The following is a 16,430-nucleotide window of genomic DNA, read 5'->3' on the forward strand; positions in this document are numbered from 1 at the left end:
GTATGAGTAATTCATATTAGCAAATACGTTAGCAATGAATAATCATTTGCTACCCGCCGCATTCGCGGGATGAACCCCGTGGCCTGAGACTATTTCGAGTCAGCCCACCAGGACTCGCCAAATTGCCCCTGCAGCCAGCTGACAAAACCACTGACCTTGGCGGGCACCAGTTGCGGAGAAGGATAAACAGCATGGATCTCTTGCGAAGGCAGCATCCATTCATCCAGCACAGGGACCAGCGCACCGCTGCGCATCGATTCATGCGCAACATACTTTGGCAAGGCAGCCACTCCCATGCCACCTCTTGCCGCCACCAGCAAGGCCGACAGATTGTTCGAACGTAGCGGCCCGCTGACCGAGACTGGCCGGGCATGACCTTCGGCACCGGTGAAATGCCAGCGGGCGTCTCCCTGTACCGTGCTGTAAATCAGTGCGTCGTGCGAGGCAAGGCCTGCGGGGTCTGCTGGCGCACCGCGCCTTTTGAGGTATTCGGGCGAAGCGACCACGACCCACGGGTTGATGCCAAGGTAACGGGCACCCAGCGTCGAATCGGCCAGCGCGCCCATCCTGATGGCCACGTCAATGCCTTGTTCGACCAGGCTGACGTAGCGGTCCTCGAAATTCAATTCAATCTGCAATTTGGGATGAAGCTGCATGAAACGCATGATCAGCGGCACCAGCACGCGGCGGCCAAAAGCCACGGAAGCCGTGATCCGCAGGCCGCCCTGGACCTGCGACTGCAGCAGTGCGGCCACCGTTTCAGCTTCTTCGACATGGTGCGCTATCAGCTTGCACTTGGCGTAATACAGCGCACCGATTTCGGTGGGCGTGACACCGCGAGTCGAGCGGTGAAGCAGCCGCGAACCCAGTTGTTTTTCCAGCTGCACCACAAGTTTGGTGGCTGACGGCTGGCCCATGCCCATGTCAGCCGCGGCTTTGCTGAAAGAGCCGAGGTCAACCACGCGAATGAAAAGCCGGATGGCCTGAATGCGGTCCATGGCCGCAAGTAGACCACGGTCGCCGCAGTGGAGCAACCATTTATTCCGAATTGGAATAAGCGTAATGCATGAGTCGAGACTTCCGCAACACGGCGAACCCCACGACCATCGGCCTCAAGTTCAGCAACGTTTATCAGGAGACTTCGATGGCAAAAATGAAGGCCGCCATGGCCGCCGTTCTGGTGATGGAAAAAGAAGGCATCACGCAAGCTTTTGGTGTGCCCGGCGCGGCCATCAATCCGTTTTATTCAGCATTGCGTGAGCGCCAGTCGATCACGCACATCCTGGCCCGGCACGTCGAGGCCGCGTCGCACATGGCCGAAGGCTACACGCGCGCCAAGGCCGGGAACATCGGTGTGTGCATAGGTACCAGCGGTCCGGCCGGCACCGACATGATCACCGGCTTGTACTCGGCGATTGCCGACAGCATTCCTATTCTGTGCATCACCGGCCAGGCGCCCCGCGCGCGGCTGTACAAGGAAGATTTCCAAGCGGTAGACATCGAGTCCATCTCCAAGCCGGTCACCAAATGGAGCGTGACTGTGCGTGAGCCGGCCCTGGTGCCGCGTTCCTTCCAGCAGGCTTTTCACCTGATGCGCTCGGGACGACCCGGGCCGGTGCTGATCGACCTGCCCTTTGATGTGCAGATGGCCGAAATTGAATTCGACATTGACACCTACGAGCCGTTGCCCGTCTACAAGCCGGCCGCAAGCCGTAAGCAGATCGAAAAGGCGCTCGACATGCTTGCGGCTTCCAGCAAACCGTTGATCGTCGCCGGTGGCGGCATCATCAATGCCGACGCTTCCGACTTGCTGGTCGAGTTTGCCGAGCTTACCGGTGTGCCGGTGATCCCCACGTTGATGGGCTGGGGCACCATTCCCGACGATCACCCCTTGATGGCCGGCATGTGCGGATTGCAAACCAGCCACCGCTACGGCAACGCCACCATGTTGGCCAGTGATTTCGTCATTGGCATCGGCAACCGCTGGGCCAACCGCCACACGGGGTCGCCCGAGGTGTATTGCAAAGGCCGTACCTTTGTGCACGTCGACATTGAGCCGACACAGATTGGCCGGGTTTTCAACCCCGACTTTGGCATTGTCAGCGACGCCAAGGCTGCACTGCAACTGCTGGTGCAAGTCGCCCGCGAACGCAAGGCGGCCAAGAGCTTGCCTGACTATGGCAACTGGGCGGCCCGCTGTGCCGAGCGAAAAAAGCTCATGCATCGCAAGTCTCACTTCACCGAAAGGCCCATCAAGCCCATGCGCGTATACGAGGAAATGAACAAGGTATTTCCTCGCGACACCATTTACGTGACAACCATTGGCCTGAGCCAGATTGCCGGCGCCCAGTTTCTCAATGTGTACGGGCCGCGCCAGTGGATCAATTGCGGCCAGGCCGGGCCGCTGGGTTGGACCATTCCCGCAGCCCTGGGCGTGGTGGCGGCTGACCCGACACGCACCGTGGTCGGTCTGTCCGGCGACTACGACTTTCAGTTCTTGATGGAAGAGCTGGCCGTGGGCGCGCAATTCAACCTGCCTTATGTACAGGTGCTGGTCAATAACAGCTATCTCGGCCTGATCCGCCAGGCCCAGCGCGGTTTTGAGATGGACTACTGCGTCCAGCTGGCATTCGAAAACCAGAACGTGCCGGAAGGCGAAGGAGACTTGCGAAGCTACGGCGTGGACCATCAAGCCGTGGTGCAAGGCCTGGGTTGCAGGTCATTGCGCGTGACCGACCCCGAAAAAATCAACGATGCCATGGTCGAGGCACAGGCAATGGCACGCAAATACCGGGTGCCTGTGGTGGTGGAGGTCATCCTCGAAAAGATCACCAACATCGCCATGGGCACGGAAATCGACAAGGTCAACGAGTTTGAAGACGTCGACTGCCGGCACCCCGAGGGCCTGCGCGGACTGGAACTGGCCGGTCTGCTTGAGTAGCGCCACCCTCCCCGCACATATCAACCAAACACCGAAAGCAAATCATGCCCCGCTTTGCAGCGAACCTGTCCATGCTCTTTAATGAGGTTCCATTCCTTGATCGCTTCGAACGTGCCTCACAGGCCGGCTTTGAAGCGGTCGAATTTTTATTCCCCTATGGCCTCGAAGCCAGTGAAATCCAGGAACGCCTGGAAACGCATGGCCTGAAACTGGTACTGCATAACCTGCCTGCCGGTGACTGGGACGCCGGCGAACGCGGCATCGCGTGCCTTCCGGGCCGCGTGGACGAATTTCGCGCCGGAGTGGCTAAAGGCGTGGCTTATGCAAAGGCGCTTGGCGTTGGCCAGCTCAATTGCCTGGCAGGCAAGGCCCCGCCAGACATGGACGAGGCGCTGCTGCGCCGAACCTTTGTTGCCAACCTGCGCTACGCCGCAGCCGAACTTAGAAAAGCGGGCCTCAAATTGTTGATTGAACCGATCAACACCTTCGACATACCGGGCTTCTACCTGAACCGCACAGCACAAGCGGTGGCGATTCTCGACGAAGTGGGTGCAGGCAACGCGTATGTTCAGTACGACATCTACCACGCACAGCGCATGGAAGGAGAGTTGGCCGCAACGCTACAAAAATACCTCCCACGCATTGCTCATGTGCAGCTGGCCGACAACCCGGGCCGCAATGAGCCAGGCACGGGTGAAATCAACTACAGCTTTTTGTTCGCCCACCTCGACCGCCTGGGGTACGAGGGCTGGGTTGGCTGTGAATACAAACCCGCCACTACGACGGACGCGGGGCTGGGCTGGTGCTGCCAGCATCTGGTTACTGAAGCAACAGCAGTGTGAAAGAAAAGAACACCATGCAATCGTCAGCGTTAAAAATTGGATTCATCGGTTTGGGCATCATGGGCGCACCCATGGCCGGGCATCTGATCCTGGCCGGGCACCAGCTGTTTGTTTACACCCTCGGGAAAATGCCAGAAACAATTTCCGGCAGCAGCGCCACCCAGTGCATGAGTGCTCGCGGTGTCGCCGAGCGCGCCGACATCCTCTTCATCATGGTGCCGGACACCCCTGATGTGGAGGCGGCATTGTTTGGCGAAACGGGTGTTGCCGCTGGGCTCAAGGTGTCGCCGGGCACTCGCAAGGTGGTCGTTGACATGAGCTCAATCTCGCCGATCGCCACCAAGGTCTTCGCACAAAAGATCAATGCGCTAGGCTGCGCCTATCTCGACGCGCCCGTCTCGGGTGGAGAAGTTGGAGCAAAAAATGCGACGTTGTCCATCATGGTCGGCGGCCCGCAAGCCGTGTTCGACCGCGTCAATCCCTTGTTCGCGTTGATGGGAAAGAACATCACGCTGGTCGGCGGCAACGGCGACGGCCAGACCGCCAAGGTGGCAAATCAGATTATCGTTGCGCTCACCATAGAAGCGGTTGCCGAAGCCTTGTTGTTCGCCTCACGCGCCGGTGCCGACCCTGCACGCGTACGCCAGGCGCTGATGGGCGGCTTCGCATCGTCAAAGATTCTCGAAGTACACGGCGAGCGAATGGTCAAGCGCAACTTCGAGCCGGGTTTTCGCATCGAGTTGCACCAGAAGGATCTGAATCTGGCGTTGTCGACCGCACGCCAGTTGGGCATCTCTTTGCCCAATACGGCCACCGCTCAAGAGCTGTTCAATGCCTGCACTGCGCATGGCGGTAAAGCCTGGGACCACTCGGCGATGGCGCGCGCACTCGAGAACATGGCCAACTTTGAGATCGGCCAAAAGCCTGATTGATTGACGATCCGGGAGCGAGGTGGCTGCCTGCCAAGGCCTAACACCTGCGCATCCGCTCGAAGCGGATCATTTGACCTGCCCTGTCCAACCGCACGCGCCGTAGCTGCAAAGCGTAAACGCTGGCCCTCCGCCCCTTGAAACGAGGCGTCAAAGCCTTGATCGCCCTGGGGCATAGCTTCAAAACCATGCATTACTCATAAGTAATACATAGTATGAAATACTTTAACTATCATTAATCATTCTTTCTTTTTACAGTTGCCTCATACCCGGTGCAACAACACCGGAAAGTGCCTCCAGAGCGCCAACCCTTCAAAGGAGAATCCCATGCACAACGCCTTGCTTGACAACGCCCCAGCCGACCAGGCTCGCCATGCTTACAACGCCGCATTTGAAGAGCTGGGCCTGACCTGGCATTGGGATGCCGCCACTTATGCCCGCCTTCAGGCCAGCACCCATGGTGCGGTTCGTACTTATCTTGAAACCGAGCAGTCGCACCTGTTGCGCGCCTACGAGGCGGACTTTCTGGTGGAAGCCATTGAAGCCGCAAAAGCCCGCTGCCATGCCAGCATGGCAACCAATCGGGTAAGCCCGGTGCCTTATGCGAGCTGGGCCAACCATTCGCTCACGCCGGCCAGCAACCGGGCTACGCAAAACACCACGCCTGCGCCCCGGTTCACGCCGAGTGCGTTGTACACCTGAAGGCCCCCGAATGTCTAATCGATGGCTACGTTTCAGGGAAAACAATTCGACCGGCTTTGGGATTCTGGAGGGAGAGCGCATCAGGGTTTGCCAAGGCGACATGTTTGCCGGCGCGACACCGACAGACCGCATGCTGACGCTGGCGGGCGTCGAGCTCTTGACGCCGGTTCAGCCCACCAAGGTTATCGCGATGTGGAACAACTTCCACGCCTTGGGTCAAAAGCTCAACCTGGCCGTACCGGCAGAGCCGCTATACCTGATCAAGGCACCCAATTCTTACCTGAACCCGAACGGAACAATTCTCAAACCACCTTGTGAGGGAAAAGTGGTTTTCGAAGGCGAATTAGGTATCGTCATCGGAAGAACCTGCAAACAGGTTACCGAGCAACATGCAATGGATCACGTGTTCGGCTACACATGCGCCAACGACGTGACGGTCGCTGACATCCTGAACCGCGATGCCTCGTTTGCGCAGTGGGTACGCGCCAAGGGACTGGATACCTTCTGCCCCTTCGGGCCGGTCGTGGCCACCGGTCTTGATCCGGAAAAATTGGTGGTGAAAACCATTCTCAATGGCGAAATCCGCCAGGACTATCCCATCAGCGACATGCGCTTTTCAGTGAGGCAATTGGTGAGCTTGATATCCCAGGACATGACGCTGTACGCGGGAGATATCATCCTGTGCGGAACATCCATCGGCGTGGGCTCCATGAAGCCGGGCAGCACTGTCGAAGTCGAGATTGCCGGCATCGGCAAGCTCAGCAACCGGTTCGAATAATTTTTGTTGGAGCATCGCGTGAAGATTGCAATCATTGGAGCGGGGGCCATCGGTGGCTATGTGGGCGTGAAGCTGGCTTTGGCCGGCGAAGAGGTGACCTTCGTCGTGCGCGGCGCCAACCTTACAGCCATTCGCAAAAATGGCATGAAGCTCATCATGCATGACGGTACGGAGCATGTGGCCACCAACGTCAAAGCCACCGATGACTATGCTCAAGCGGGTCCGCAAGACCTGGTCATCCTCGCCTTGAAGGCGCACCAGGTAGAAGCCGTTGCCGACGAGCTTCCCAAGCTGTTCGGACAGGACACCGCAGTGGTGACTATGCAAAACGGCATACCTTATTGGTATTTTCATCAGCATGGCGGCCCCTTCGAAGGTGCCCGGGTACACAGCGTGGATCCGGCTGGCAAGCTCGTGGAAAAAATCCCGCCACGGCGTGTGATCGGCTGTGTGGTCTATCCGGCTTCCGAGCTGGTGGCACCCGGTGTGGTTAAACATATCGAGGGCGACCGCTTCCCAGTGGGCGAACTCGACGGCTCGGCCAGCGAGCGCGTCACGCGCATATCAGAATGCTTTTCCAACGCGGGGTTCAAAGCGCCGGTTCTGGATAACATCCGCTGCGAGATTTGGCTCAAGTTGTGGGGCAACCTCACATTCAATCCCATCAGCAGCCTCGCCCATTCCACGCTGGTGGACATCTGCCAGTATCCGCTGACACGCGAACTGGCCGCCAATATGATGCGCGAGGCGCAGGAAGTGGCGCACAAGCTGGGCATTGAGTTTCGCGTCACACTGGACAAACGCATCGCCGGTGCCGAAAAAGTGGGCAAGCACAAGACCTCAATGCTGCAGGACATCGAAGCCGGTCGCGCCCCGGAAATAGATGCCCTGGTGGGCTCGGTGGTTGAACTAGGTCGCCTGACGCAAACACCAACGCCGCACATCGACACCGTGTACGCCCTCGTCAAGCTGCTCGCCAAAACCATGGACGAGGAGCGCGGGCAGGTGCGTCTTCAGCTCGCGGCCTGAACTTTCATTAAGAGTCGGGCTTTCGGGCTGACGCCTGGTTGGCTCACGAAGGGACCGCCGGGTTTCCTGCTATGGCGTGGGCGAACAAAAAGCCAGCGGCACGTCTGCTGACAACTGGCTTGAATAACTGGCCCGAGCAAGCTCCGCAGGCACTTTGCTCTATTTTTTATAGCTACCGGCAAAGGCACCGCCTGGGCCACGGCCACTTTTCTTAAAAATTCCAGCAAGACTCCGCCTCAGGGGCCAAAGGCCAGGGACTTCTTCATAGCCTCAACAACCGCGTCCGAAGGCGTGGCGAAGTCGTACTTCGCGCCAAGATCCAGCGCCTTCAACAGAAGCGGGTTTGTGGTCTTAAGGGTATCGAACTGATTCGCGGCTCTTTTGATCACATCTGCTGAGGCGCTGGGGTGGACGTAAAGCCCGTAACCCCAACTCGCGTTACTGGCTGGCACGATCACCAATTGCGCCATGTGGATACGCTCGTCGGTCCCGTGATGGCTTTTCATGGTGGCAGCCTGTGCGCTCTGTAGCCGGGTAATCAGGCCGGCCCACCGGTCCGCTTGCCAATGAAACGCAGCCTTGGTCGGCAGGTAGCTTTGCCCCAGCCCTTGTTGAGGCAATATTTCGACCACCGTTCCGCAGAAATTCTCGGCCTTCACCAGCGACGTGGTCACACCGCTTTTCATGCCAAAGCAATTGGTGGTCTTGAGCTTGGCGAGTACTTTGGCTTGCTGGTCAGCGGGGAGTGTCTTCAATTCGACTGGTTTGCCGTCCTTGACCGTGCCGATGTCAGCAAGAATCAGTACAGCCGACTGGATCGGGTCCATGTTGACCGCTACCGGCCGATAGCCCGAGGCAAGACCGACTACCGGGTTGCCATAGACCCAGCATGGCGGAGCCGGCTTCTTGACAGCCGTCAAAACATCCTGCGTCTCCCTGATGTTGATCACCGGCGTGACTGACAGCCCAGTAGGACGGATAAATTCAACGAGTTCTTTCAGGGCGCTTTCGGTTTGCGATGATCCCTCGCCCCGGATCACTTGCGGGTTAAGGTAAAGCCCGCCCTCGCACTGCTGCGCCTGTGCGGTCAAACCGCAAAAAAACAAAGCTACCAGCAACAATGAGTTTTTCATGGTTATTACCTTTGAAAACATTTGTGGGTGTTCCAGTCATCGCCATGGAACGAAGCGCGAGCCCCGTTGAAATTCATGGTATCGGCGATGTGACACTTTCTGCCTAGGGACATACGCTATCAAGCGCTCCCGCGCGGAGCGGAAACCGCTCCGGAGAAACCCTAGAGGAGCTCGAAAATCCCACAAACTTGACCCCTGTCAAGAGTTTTTGGCCTACTTGGTAAGACCATACGTCTGCAATATGCTCGGCCAGGGAATCAGTATTAGGAAGTTCCAGTCAACAACAGAGTTACCCAACACAGGAGACAACGTGATGAAAACCAGATTTGCGAACATCAGGACTCAATTGACCGCGGCAGGGGCCAGCGTCATCGCAGCAGCGGCGCTGACGGCGTTACCGGCCCATGCGGCCTGGGAGCCCACCAAGCCGGTGGAGTTCGTCGTACCTGCAGGTACGGGTGGCGGAGCCGATCAAATGGCCCGGTTGATTCAGGGCATCGTCATCAAGCACAAATTGATGAAAGAGCCGCTGATCGTGGTCAACAAATCAGGCGGTGCAGGTGCCGAAGGTTTTCTAGAAATCAAGGGAGCCAAGGGCGATCCGCACAAGATCGTCATTACCCTGTCCAACCTGTTCACGACGCCGCTGGCAACAGGTGTTCCCTTCAATTGGCGCGACATGACGCCTGTCTCCATGATGGCGCTCGACCAGTTTGTACTCTGGGTCAATGCAGAAAATCCCGCCAAAACCGCCAAAGAATACCTGGACGCCGTGAAGGCAGCCGGCCCCAGCAAGATCAAGATGGGCGGCACGGGGTCCAAGCAGGAAGACCAGATCATCACTGTCGGCATGGAAAAAGCCACGGCCACCAAGTTCATTTACGTCCCGTTCAAGGGCGGTGGTGAAGTGGCCGTGCAGCTTGTCGGCAAGCATATTGACTCGTCGGTGAACAACCCCATCGAGGCTGTTGCCCAGTGGCGCGCCGGCCAGTTGCGCGCACTTTGCGTGTTTGATGACAAGCGCATGACCTACAAGACCAAGGTGACGGGAACCCAGTCATGGGCCGACATCCCGACCTGCAAGGAAGCCGGTGTGCCCACCGACTACACCATGCTGCGCGGCATTTTCATGGCGCCCGGTGTGTCCAAGGACCAGCTTGAGTTCTATACCAGCATGCTCAAGAAAGTGCGCGATACCCCTGAGTGGAAGGACTACATGGAAAAAGGCGCATTCAACCAGACCAGCATGTCCGGCGATGAGTTCGGCAAATGGCTGGGCAGCGCTGAAAACATGCACCGCGAGTTGATGAAGGACGCTGGCTTCATCGCGAAATAAAGGACAGGAAAACCCCGTTCGCCGGGGTTTTCCCCTGCGGGCTGGCCAAGCGCCAGCCCCACAATCAATCAAGTTCGCCCTGGTGCAGGGCACTCAATCCAACGGAGTTGCTCATGGAGCCAAACCAAGAATCCGGCGCGGAAATCCGCTCGGGCGTCGCGACCTATGTCGTCGAAGCAATCGTCGCCACCTGTATTGTCATCCTGGGCGCGGTAGTTATCCAGGGTAGTTGGGCTCTGGGGTCTGGCTGGACCAGCGACGGCCCCGGCTCAGGCTACTTCCCTTTTTATATCGGCATCATCCTCTGCATTTCAGGCGCCGGAACTTTTTATCAAGCTCTGTTCGGCAAGGAAAAGAATACGGAGGTATTCGTCGACGGCGAGCAACTCAAGCGGGTGTTGTCTGTTCTTCTTCCCGCCATTGTTTACGTGCTGGCGGTCCAGTTCGTGGGGCTCTATGTGGCATCGGCTGTCTACATCGCGCTGTTCATGATCATCCTGGGAAAGTTTTCTCCCATCAAAAGCGTGATCACTTCCATTCTTGTGATCACCCTGTTTTTCTTCATGTTCGAGGTCTGGTTCAAGGTTCCCTTGTTCAAAGGCCAGTTCGACCCGCTGAGCTTCCTCGGCTACTGAGCCCCCTGTACCCACAACGAGCCCACTGAACTTTTACCGGATATCGAAATGGAAGAACTAAACTCGCTTTTTCACGGCTTCAGCGTCATCCTGACGCCGATGAACATCGTCCTGATGTTCGTGGGCATCATCTTGGGTGTGCTGATCGGCGTGCTACCCGGCCTGGGCGGCGCCAACGGCGTAGCTATCTTGCTGCCTCTGACCTTCACGATGTCGCCCACTTCGGCCATCATCATGCTGTCTTGCATCTACTGGGGTGCGCTTTTTGGCGGTGCAATTACCTCTATCCTGTTCAACATACCCGGGGAGCCCTGGTCGGTAGCAACCACCTTTGACGGCTACCCGATGGCCCAGCAAGGCAAGGCCGGCGCCGCGTTGACGGCAGCGTTCACCTCATCCTTTATTGGCGCCTTCGTCGCGGTGGTGATGATCACCTTCCTGGCCCCTCTGGTCGCCAAATTCGCGCTCAAGTTCGGTCCTCCAGAGTTCTTTGCGGTTTACCTGCTGACGTTTTGCAGTTTCGTGGGCATGGGCAAAGGCTCTCCGTTCAAGATTCTTGCATCCATGACGATTGGCTTCGCGCTGGCGTCGGTCGGCATGGATACGGTGACTGGGCAGCTGCGCCTGACCTTCGGCATCCCGGATTTGATGCGGGGGTTTGATTTCCTGATCGCGGTGATCGGTCTGTTCGGCATCGGCGAAATTCTGCTGTCCATGGAAGAAGGCCTGGCGTTCTCAGGCAAGAGCGCCAAGATCGACCCCAAAGTCGTGCTGGAAACATGGAAGTTACTGCCAAAATACTGGGTGACCTCGATTCGCAGCTCACTCATCGGCATATGGATGGGCATCACCCCCGGCGGCGCCACACCGGCCTCCTTCATGAGTTACGGCCTTGCCAAGAAAATGTCAAAAAATGGTCCGAAGTTCGGCACGGGCGAAATCGAAGGCGTCATCGCCCCGGAAACTGCAGCGCACGCCGCCGGTACCAGCGCCCTGCTCCCCATGCTTGCATTGGGCATCCCAGGCTCACCCACTGCCGCCGTGCTGCTGGGTGGCCTGTTGATCTGGGGCTTGCAACCCGGACCGTTGCTGTTTGTGGAGCAGAAAGACTTCGTCTGGGGCCTGATTGCCAGTATGTACCTGGGCAATCTGGTGGGGCTGGTCGTCGTCCTGACCACTGTGCCGCTCTTCGCATCTATCCTGCGTATCCCGTTCTCCATCATTGCACCCGTGATTGTGGTGATATGCGCCATCGGCGCCTACACCGTGCACAACGCCATGCTGGACATCTGGTTCATGATGCTTTTCGGCGTCATTGGCTATCTCTTCAAGAAGCTGGACTATCCGCTCGCACCGCTGGTGCTTGCCCTGGTTCTCGGCGACAAGGCCGAAGATTCATTCCGCCAAGCCATGCTCGTGTCGCAAGGTGAAATGTCCATCATGTGGTCCAACCCCCTGGTCGGCGGCATCACTACGTTGGCCCTGATTTTGTTGTTCTGGCCATTGATTTCTCGCGTGATCGCCAAAGTTCGCCCGCCCAAAAAGAACGAGTTCGCGGCGGAGCAGCCAGTGGACTGATCGCAGGGCAAAAGCAAAAAAGCCGGGTACATCACCCGGCTTCTTTATTCCCAATCCGCGAGTCCATCAGATCTTGCCGCGCTGCTTGAGCCGGCTCAGGGTTTCTGCTGACAGATTGAGGTAAGAGGCCAATTCCTTCTTCGGAATGCGATCAAAGAGCTCTGGATGTTTGCGCTGGAAGCGCTTGACGCGACCCGGCGCATCCAGCAGGTGCAGCGTGATCGTGTGGGCCATGATTTCGCTCATCAGACGCATCACATAATACTCAAATGACTGCTTGATTTCATGGTGCCGCTCGAGAAAAGCCACCCATTCGGGCAAAGGCAGCTTTGCCACCCGAACTTTGGTCACACAAACGGTGCTGTAAGGGGTGGGAGTGCCCAGGCGCCACGCTGCGTAGCTGGTTTCCATGTCGCGTTCGTCAGCAAAGCGAAGAATCATCTCCTTGGCCTGCTCATTGGTAACCACCCGCTTCAGGACACCCTCAAGAATGAAATATTGCTCCATGTCGTGCACGCCTTGGTGCAACAGGGAGTCACCCTTCTGGCCGTCAACAATCACCAGATGCGGCTCCAGTTCGGCGCTTTGTTCCGGCGTAATTCCCTTCAGAACAATGTTCTGTGCCAGCTGGACACGAATGACATTTCTATCTGGATGGTTTTGTATGGACAACATGGGTCAGAGGGTGCAGAACGCACACGTTTGTGCGGTCCAAATACGGAGAAAGTTGACCTCGGTCAAGGGGGAAACCTGAATCAATTCCTATGATAACCCGACGATGCAAATGACCCTCGCGCACGTCAGTGGAGCAGCCAGGTCTGTTCAATTTTTACCGAAGTCAAACGAAGAGACATTCAAATGACAAAAGACACCCAATCCGGAGAGCAGACCGACGGATTTCACCTCCTGATCGACGCACTCAAGCTCAACGGCATTGACACGATTTTCGGTCTGCCAGGCATCCCCATCACCGATCTGACCCGTAAGGCGCAAGCCGAGGGTATTCGCATGATCTCGTTTCGCCACGAACAGCACGCCGGCAACGCCGCAGCTGCGGCTGGCTTTCTGACGCAAAAACCAGGGATTTGCCTGACGGTATCTGCGCCTGGCTTCCTCAACGGACTCACGGCCCTGGCCAACGCAACGACCAACTGTTTCCCGATGATCCTCATCAGCGGTTCGAGCGAACGCGAGATTGTCGATCTTCAGCAAGGTGACTACGAGGAAATGGACCAGTTGGCAATCGCCAAGCCATTGTGCAAAGCAGCATTTCGCGTCCTCCACGCAGAAGACATCGGTGTCGGCATTGCTCGGGCCATTCGTTCGGCGCTGTCTGGCCGCCCCGGTGGGGTCTACCTGGACCTGCCAGCGAAGCTGTTCAGCCAGTCGATGGATGCCGCAGCCGGTAAAAAATCGCTGATCAAGGTTGTCGACGCCGCACCGCGCCAGCTTCCGGCGCCCGACGCAGTCAAGCGCGCACTGGACCTGCTGAAGGGTGCCAAACGCCCGTTGATCGTACTTGGCAAGGGCGCCGCCTATGCGCAGTGCGATACCGATATCCGCGCATTGATCGAGAAAACCGGCATCCCTTACCTGCCCATGTCCATGGCCAAGGGCCTTTTGCCCGACACCCACCCACAGTCGGCTTCGGCCACCCGCTCCCACGTGCTGGCAGAAGCCGACGTGGTGATGCTGGTCGGCGCCCGCCTGAACTGGCTGCTGTCGCATGGCAAGGGCAAAACCTGGGGCGGCCCGAATGCCGACACCCGTCAATTCATCCAGATCGACATCTCGCCAACCGAAATGGACAGCAATGTCCCGATCGCCGCACCGCTAGTCGGAGATATCGGCTCGTGCGTCTCGGCGCTGCTGGAAGGTCTGGGCTCAAAGTGGGCGAAGCCACCTGCCGAATGGACCCAAGGCATCACCGAGCGCAAGGACAAGAATCTGGCCAAGATGGCGGCAACGCTGGCGCTGAACCCGCCGACGATGAATTTCCACAGCGCGCTGAACGTCATCCGCAACGCGGTCAAGGCACGCCCCGACGCCATCGTCGTGAACGAGGGTGCGAACACGCTGGATTTCGCGCGCAGCATTGTTGACATGTACGAACCGCGCAAGCGTCTTGACGTGGGTACCTGGGGCATCATGGGCATCGGCATGGGTTTTGCCGTCGCGGCCGCCGTGGTTACGGGTAAACCCGTCATCGCTATTGAGGGAGACAGCGCCTTCGGTTTCAGCGGCATGGAAGTCGAGACGATTTGCCGCTACAACCTGCCCGTCTGCGTCATCGTCTTCAACAACAACGGTATTTACAAAGGGACTGACGTGAACCCGCTCGGCGGCGACGTAGCGCCTACTGTTTTCGTCAAGAATGCCCGCTACGAGATGATGATGCAGGCCTTTGGCGGTGTAGGCGTTCTGGCCAACACGCCAGAAGAGCTGGCTAAAGCACTGGACGAGGCTGTCAAATCGGGCAAACCGACATTGATCAATGTCGTAATCGACGAAACAGCCGGAACCGAAAGCGGTCGGATCACCAGTCTGAATCCGCAAAGCGCAGCATCGAAGAAGTAATTCAAAGTCATTCCAAGGAGAAATCAAATGAGCAACAAACCACTCGCAGGCATCAAGATCATCGACTTCACACACGTTCAGGCCGGTCCCGCCTGCACGCAGATGCTGGCCTGGTTCGGCGCTGACGTGATCAAGGTCGAGCGTCCTGGCTCTGGCGACGTCACCCGAAGCCAGTTGCGCGACATCGAAGGCGCTGACGCGCTGTACTTCACCATGCTCAACAGCAACAAGCGCGGCCTGACCTTGGACACGAAAAAACCCGAAGGCAAGGAAGTGCTGGAGAGGCTCATCAAGGAATCCGACGTGATGGTCGAGAACTTTGGTCCCGGCGCGCTGGACCGTATGGGATTCACCTGGGAACACATCCAGTCACTCAACCCAAAAATGATTCTGGCATCCGTCAAGGGCTTCTCTGACGGCCACCACTACGAAGACCTGAAGGTCTATGAAAACGTGGCCCAGTGCGCTGGCGGCGCAGCATCCACCACCGGCTATTGGAAGGGCGAGAACTCAGGCCCCACCATTTCGTCTGCCGCTTTGGGCGACAGCAATACCGGCATGCACCTGGCCATCGGCATTTTGACGGCCTACATTGGCCGCCAGCAGACTGGTAAGGGCCAAAAAGTCGCCGTGTCCATGCAAGACAGCGTGCTCAACTTGTGCCGCGTCAAAATGCGCGACCAGTTGCGCCTGGACAACCTTGGTTATCTGGAAGAGTACCCGCAATACCCGCATGAAATGGACGCCTTCAAAGACGGCGTTGTGCCGCGTGGCGCCAATGCCGGCGGTGGCGGGCAACCCGGCTGGATTCTGAAGTGCAAGGGCTGGGAGACCGACCCCAACGCTTACATCTACTTCACGGTACAGGGCCACGCCTGGGAGCCGATCTGCGATGCACTGGGCAAACCCGAGTGGAAAACCGACCCCGCTTACACCACGGCCAAAGCACGCCAGCCGCACATCATGGACATCTTCGCCACAATCGAAGCATTCATTTCCGACAAGACCAAGTTTGAAGCTGTGGACGTCTTCCGCAAGTTTGATATTCCTTGCGCGCCCGTGTTGTCGATGAAGGATTTGTTGAATGACAAATCTTTGCGCGCCAGTGGCTCCATCGTTGAAGTACCTCACAAAGTGCGCGGTAGCTATTGGACTGTGGGCAGCCCGATCAAATTCTCCGACACCAAGCCCGAAGTGACGGCATCGCCCCTGCTGGGCGAGCACACCGATGAAGTTTTGTCCGAACTTGGCTACAGCAAGGACCAGATCGCCGCCATCCACGCAGCGAAGGCTGTTTAACCACCGAGGTCGAGGCCTTGGTCGTCAAGGCTTGAAGAAGACGGCGTTCAAATTGAGCGCCGTCTTTGTTTGAGAAACCTCCGCCAGCTTATTTGCCAGCACCCAGGATTGAACTTATGCAAACAACAACCGACCTCAAGCAACTCGTTGAATCAATTGGTGACGCCATCGTCGCCTCAGACGCCAGCGGCGCGATTGTGTTGTGGAATCCTGCCGCCGAACGGATGTTCGGTTTCACCGAAAGCGAAGCGCTCGGGAAGTCATTGGACATCATCATTCCCCAGCGCCAACAGCAGCGCCACTGGGACGGTTACCACAAGACCATGGAAACCGGGAAGACCCGGTATGGCAACGACGTGTTGCGGGTGCCCGCGGTCCACAAGGATGGACACGGCCTGTCGATTGCCTTTACCGTCGCTCTGTTACATACCCCCGACAGCAAGGTATCGGCCATCGTCGCGGTGATTCGCGACGAAACCGCCCGATTTACCGAAGAGCGCAACCTTAAAAAGCGCCTGACGGAGCTTGAAATGCAGCTTGCCCCTCAGGGCAAAACACCCTAACCCAAACGACACGGACACATCAGAGAAGCAGTGATTAACATAGGGGTTGAATTGGGCACCAGGTGCCCTGCAGCAGGGCTGGGCTCTG

Annotated in this window: 15 protein-coding genes; 12 read left to right on the forward strand and 3 right to left on the reverse strand. The window is 57.7% G+C overall.

Going from position 1 to position 16,430, the window contains the following annotated elements:
- Nucleotides 1–89: 89 nt before the first annotated feature.
- The gene (locus ABI546_RS20895) at nt 90–998 is read right to left on the reverse strand and encodes a LysR family transcriptional regulator (RefSeq protein ID WP_348049827.1); all 909 of its coding nucleotides are present in this window, start codon (nt 996–998) and stop codon (nt 90–92) included.
- Between the two features lie 146 nt (nt 999–1,144).
- Here ABI546_RS20895 and gcl point away from each other — a divergent pair, with 146 nt between their 5' ends.
- From gcl to ABI546_RS20925, 6 genes are all read left to right on the forward strand, one after another.
- On the forward strand, nt 1,145–2,941 hold the full coding sequence (gene gcl / locus ABI546_RS20900; protein ID WP_348049900.1) for a glyoxylate carboligase: 1,797 nt from the start codon (nt 1,145–1,147) through the stop codon (nt 2,939–2,941).
- A 44-nt stretch (nt 2,942–2,985) separates the two neighbouring features.
- Nucleotides 2,986–3,783 carry a hydroxypyruvate isomerase gene (hyi, locus tag ABI546_RS20905; protein WP_348049829.1) on the forward strand — a complete coding sequence of 266 codons (798 nt, stop codon included), beginning with the start codon at nt 2,986–2,988 and terminating at the stop codon, nt 3,781–3,783.
- 14 nt (nt 3,784–3,797) lie between these two features.
- Nucleotides 3,798–4,715 carry a 2-hydroxy-3-oxopropionate reductase gene (glxR, locus tag ABI546_RS20910; protein WP_348049831.1) on the forward strand — a complete coding sequence of 306 codons (918 nt, stop codon included), beginning with the start codon at nt 3,798–3,800 and terminating at the stop codon, nt 4,713–4,715.
- Nucleotides 4,716–5,039: 324 nt separating this feature from the next.
- A complete protein-coding gene (locus ABI546_RS20915) occupies nt 5,040–5,414 on the forward strand; it encodes a hypothetical protein (protein ID WP_348049833.1) in 375 nt (124 codons plus the stop codon).
- A gap of 10 nt (nt 5,415–5,424) precedes the next feature.
- Nucleotides 5,425–6,192, forward strand: a complete 768-nt coding sequence (locus ABI546_RS20920; RefSeq protein WP_348049835.1) for a fumarylacetoacetate hydrolase family protein — start codon at nt 5,425–5,427, stop codon at nt 6,190–6,192.
- A gap of 18 nt (nt 6,193–6,210) precedes the next feature.
- Nucleotides 6,211–7,221, forward strand: coding sequence for a 2-dehydropantoate 2-reductase (locus ABI546_RS20925; protein ID WP_348049837.1), 1,011 nt, complete (start codon nt 6,211–6,213; stop codon nt 7,219–7,221).
- A 236-nt stretch (nt 7,222–7,457) separates the two neighbouring features.
- On the opposite strand, the gene ABI546_RS20930 is transcribed toward ABI546_RS20925, so the two are convergent.
- A complete protein-coding gene (locus ABI546_RS20930) occupies nt 7,458–8,354 on the reverse strand; it encodes a hypothetical protein (protein ID WP_348049839.1) in 897 nt (298 codons plus the stop codon).
- A 313-nt stretch (nt 8,355–8,667) separates the two neighbouring features.
- Here ABI546_RS20930 and ABI546_RS20935 point away from each other — a divergent pair, with 313 nt between their 5' ends.
- The 3 genes from ABI546_RS20935 (at nt 8,668) to ABI546_RS20945 (ending at nt 11,903) form a co-directional block, all read left to right on the forward strand.
- A complete protein-coding gene (locus tag ABI546_RS20935; RefSeq protein WP_348049841.1) occupies nt 8,668–9,690 on the forward strand; it encodes a tripartite tricarboxylate transporter substrate-binding protein in 1,023 nt (340 codons plus the stop codon).
- 113 nt (nt 9,691–9,803) lie between these two features.
- Complete coding sequence (locus ABI546_RS20940) at nt 9,804–10,325, forward strand: tripartite tricarboxylate transporter TctB family protein (protein ID WP_348049843.1); 522 nt, start codon at nt 9,804–9,806, stop codon at nt 10,323–10,325.
- Nucleotides 10,326–10,373: 48 nt separating this feature from the next.
- Nucleotides 10,374–11,903 (forward strand): tripartite tricarboxylate transporter permease, encoded by a 1,530-nt coding sequence (locus ABI546_RS20945; RefSeq protein WP_348049845.1) that lies wholly within the window; start codon nt 10,374–10,376, stop codon nt 11,901–11,903.
- A 66-nt stretch (nt 11,904–11,969) separates the two neighbouring features.
- On the opposite strand, the gene ABI546_RS20950 is transcribed toward ABI546_RS20945, so the two are convergent.
- Complete coding sequence (locus ABI546_RS20950) at nt 11,970–12,578, reverse strand: Crp/Fnr family transcriptional regulator (RefSeq protein ID WP_348049847.1); 609 nt, start codon at nt 12,576–12,578, stop codon at nt 11,970–11,972.
- A 183-nt stretch (nt 12,579–12,761) separates the two neighbouring features.
- Here ABI546_RS20950 and oxc point away from each other — a divergent pair, with 183 nt between their 5' ends.
- From oxc to ABI546_RS20965, 3 genes are all read left to right on the forward strand, one after another.
- The gene (gene oxc, locus ABI546_RS20955; protein ID WP_348049849.1) at nt 12,762–14,480 is read left to right on the forward strand and encodes an oxalyl-CoA decarboxylase; all 1,719 of its coding nucleotides are present in this window, start codon (nt 12,762–12,764) and stop codon (nt 14,478–14,480) included.
- Nucleotides 14,481–14,507: 27 nt separating this feature from the next.
- The gene (gene frc / locus ABI546_RS20960) at nt 14,508–15,779 is read left to right on the forward strand and encodes a formyl-CoA transferase (protein ID WP_348049851.1); all 1,272 of its coding nucleotides are present in this window, start codon (nt 14,508–14,510) and stop codon (nt 15,777–15,779) included.
- Between the two features lie 116 nt (nt 15,780–15,895).
- Entirely contained in the window at nt 15,896–16,342 is a 447-nt protein-coding gene (locus ABI546_RS20965; protein ID WP_348049853.1) for a PAS domain S-box protein, read from the forward strand.
- The last annotated feature ends 88 nt before the right edge of the window (nt 16,343–16,430 follow it).

This window comes from Polaromonas sp. (assembly GCF_039932935.1).
Taxonomy (GTDB): Bacteria; Pseudomonadota; Gammaproteobacteria; order Burkholderiales; family Burkholderiaceae_C; genus Polaromonas.

Coding starts and splice junctions, on each gene's coding strand:
- ABI546_RS20930 (WP_348049839.1), bottom strand. CDS start 8,354: ATGAAAAACTCATTGTTGCTGGTAGCTTTGTTTTTTTGCGGTTTGACC.
- oxc (WP_348049849.1), top strand. CDS start 12,762: ATGACAAAAGACACCCAATCCGGAGAGCAGACCGACGGATTTCACCTC.
- ABI546_RS20895 (WP_348049827.1), bottom strand. CDS start 998: ATGGACCGCATTCAGGCCATCCGGCTTTTCATTCGCGTGGTTGACCTC.
- ABI546_RS20935 (WP_348049841.1), top strand. CDS start 8,668: ATGAAAACCAGATTTGCGAACATCAGGACTCAATTGACCGCGGCAGGG.
- frc (WP_348049851.1), top strand. CDS start 14,508: ATGAGCAACAAACCACTCGCAGGCATCAAGATCATCGACTTCACACAC.
- ABI546_RS20920 (WP_348049835.1), top strand. CDS start 5,425: ATGTCTAATCGATGGCTACGTTTCAGGGAAAACAATTCGACCGGCTTT.
- ABI546_RS20965 (WP_348049853.1), top strand. CDS start 15,896: ATGCAAACAACAACCGACCTCAAGCAACTCGTTGAATCAATTGGTGAC.
- hyi (WP_348049829.1), top strand. CDS start 2,986: ATGCCCCGCTTTGCAGCGAACCTGTCCATGCTCTTTAATGAGGTTCCA.
- ABI546_RS20915 (WP_348049833.1), top strand. CDS start 5,040: ATGCACAACGCCTTGCTTGACAACGCCCCAGCCGACCAGGCTCGCCAT.
- gcl (WP_348049900.1), top strand. CDS start 1,145: ATGGCAAAAATGAAGGCCGCCATGGCCGCCGTTCTGGTGATGGAAAAA.
- ABI546_RS20945 (WP_348049845.1), top strand. CDS start 10,374: ATGGAAGAACTAAACTCGCTTTTTCACGGCTTCAGCGTCATCCTGACG.
- glxR (WP_348049831.1), top strand. CDS start 3,798: ATGCAATCGTCAGCGTTAAAAATTGGATTCATCGGTTTGGGCATCATG.
- ABI546_RS20950 (WP_348049847.1), bottom strand. CDS start 12,578: ATGTTGTCCATACAAAACCATCCAGATAGAAATGTCATTCGTGTCCAG.
- ABI546_RS20940 (WP_348049843.1), top strand. CDS start 9,804: ATGGAGCCAAACCAAGAATCCGGCGCGGAAATCCGCTCGGGCGTCGCG.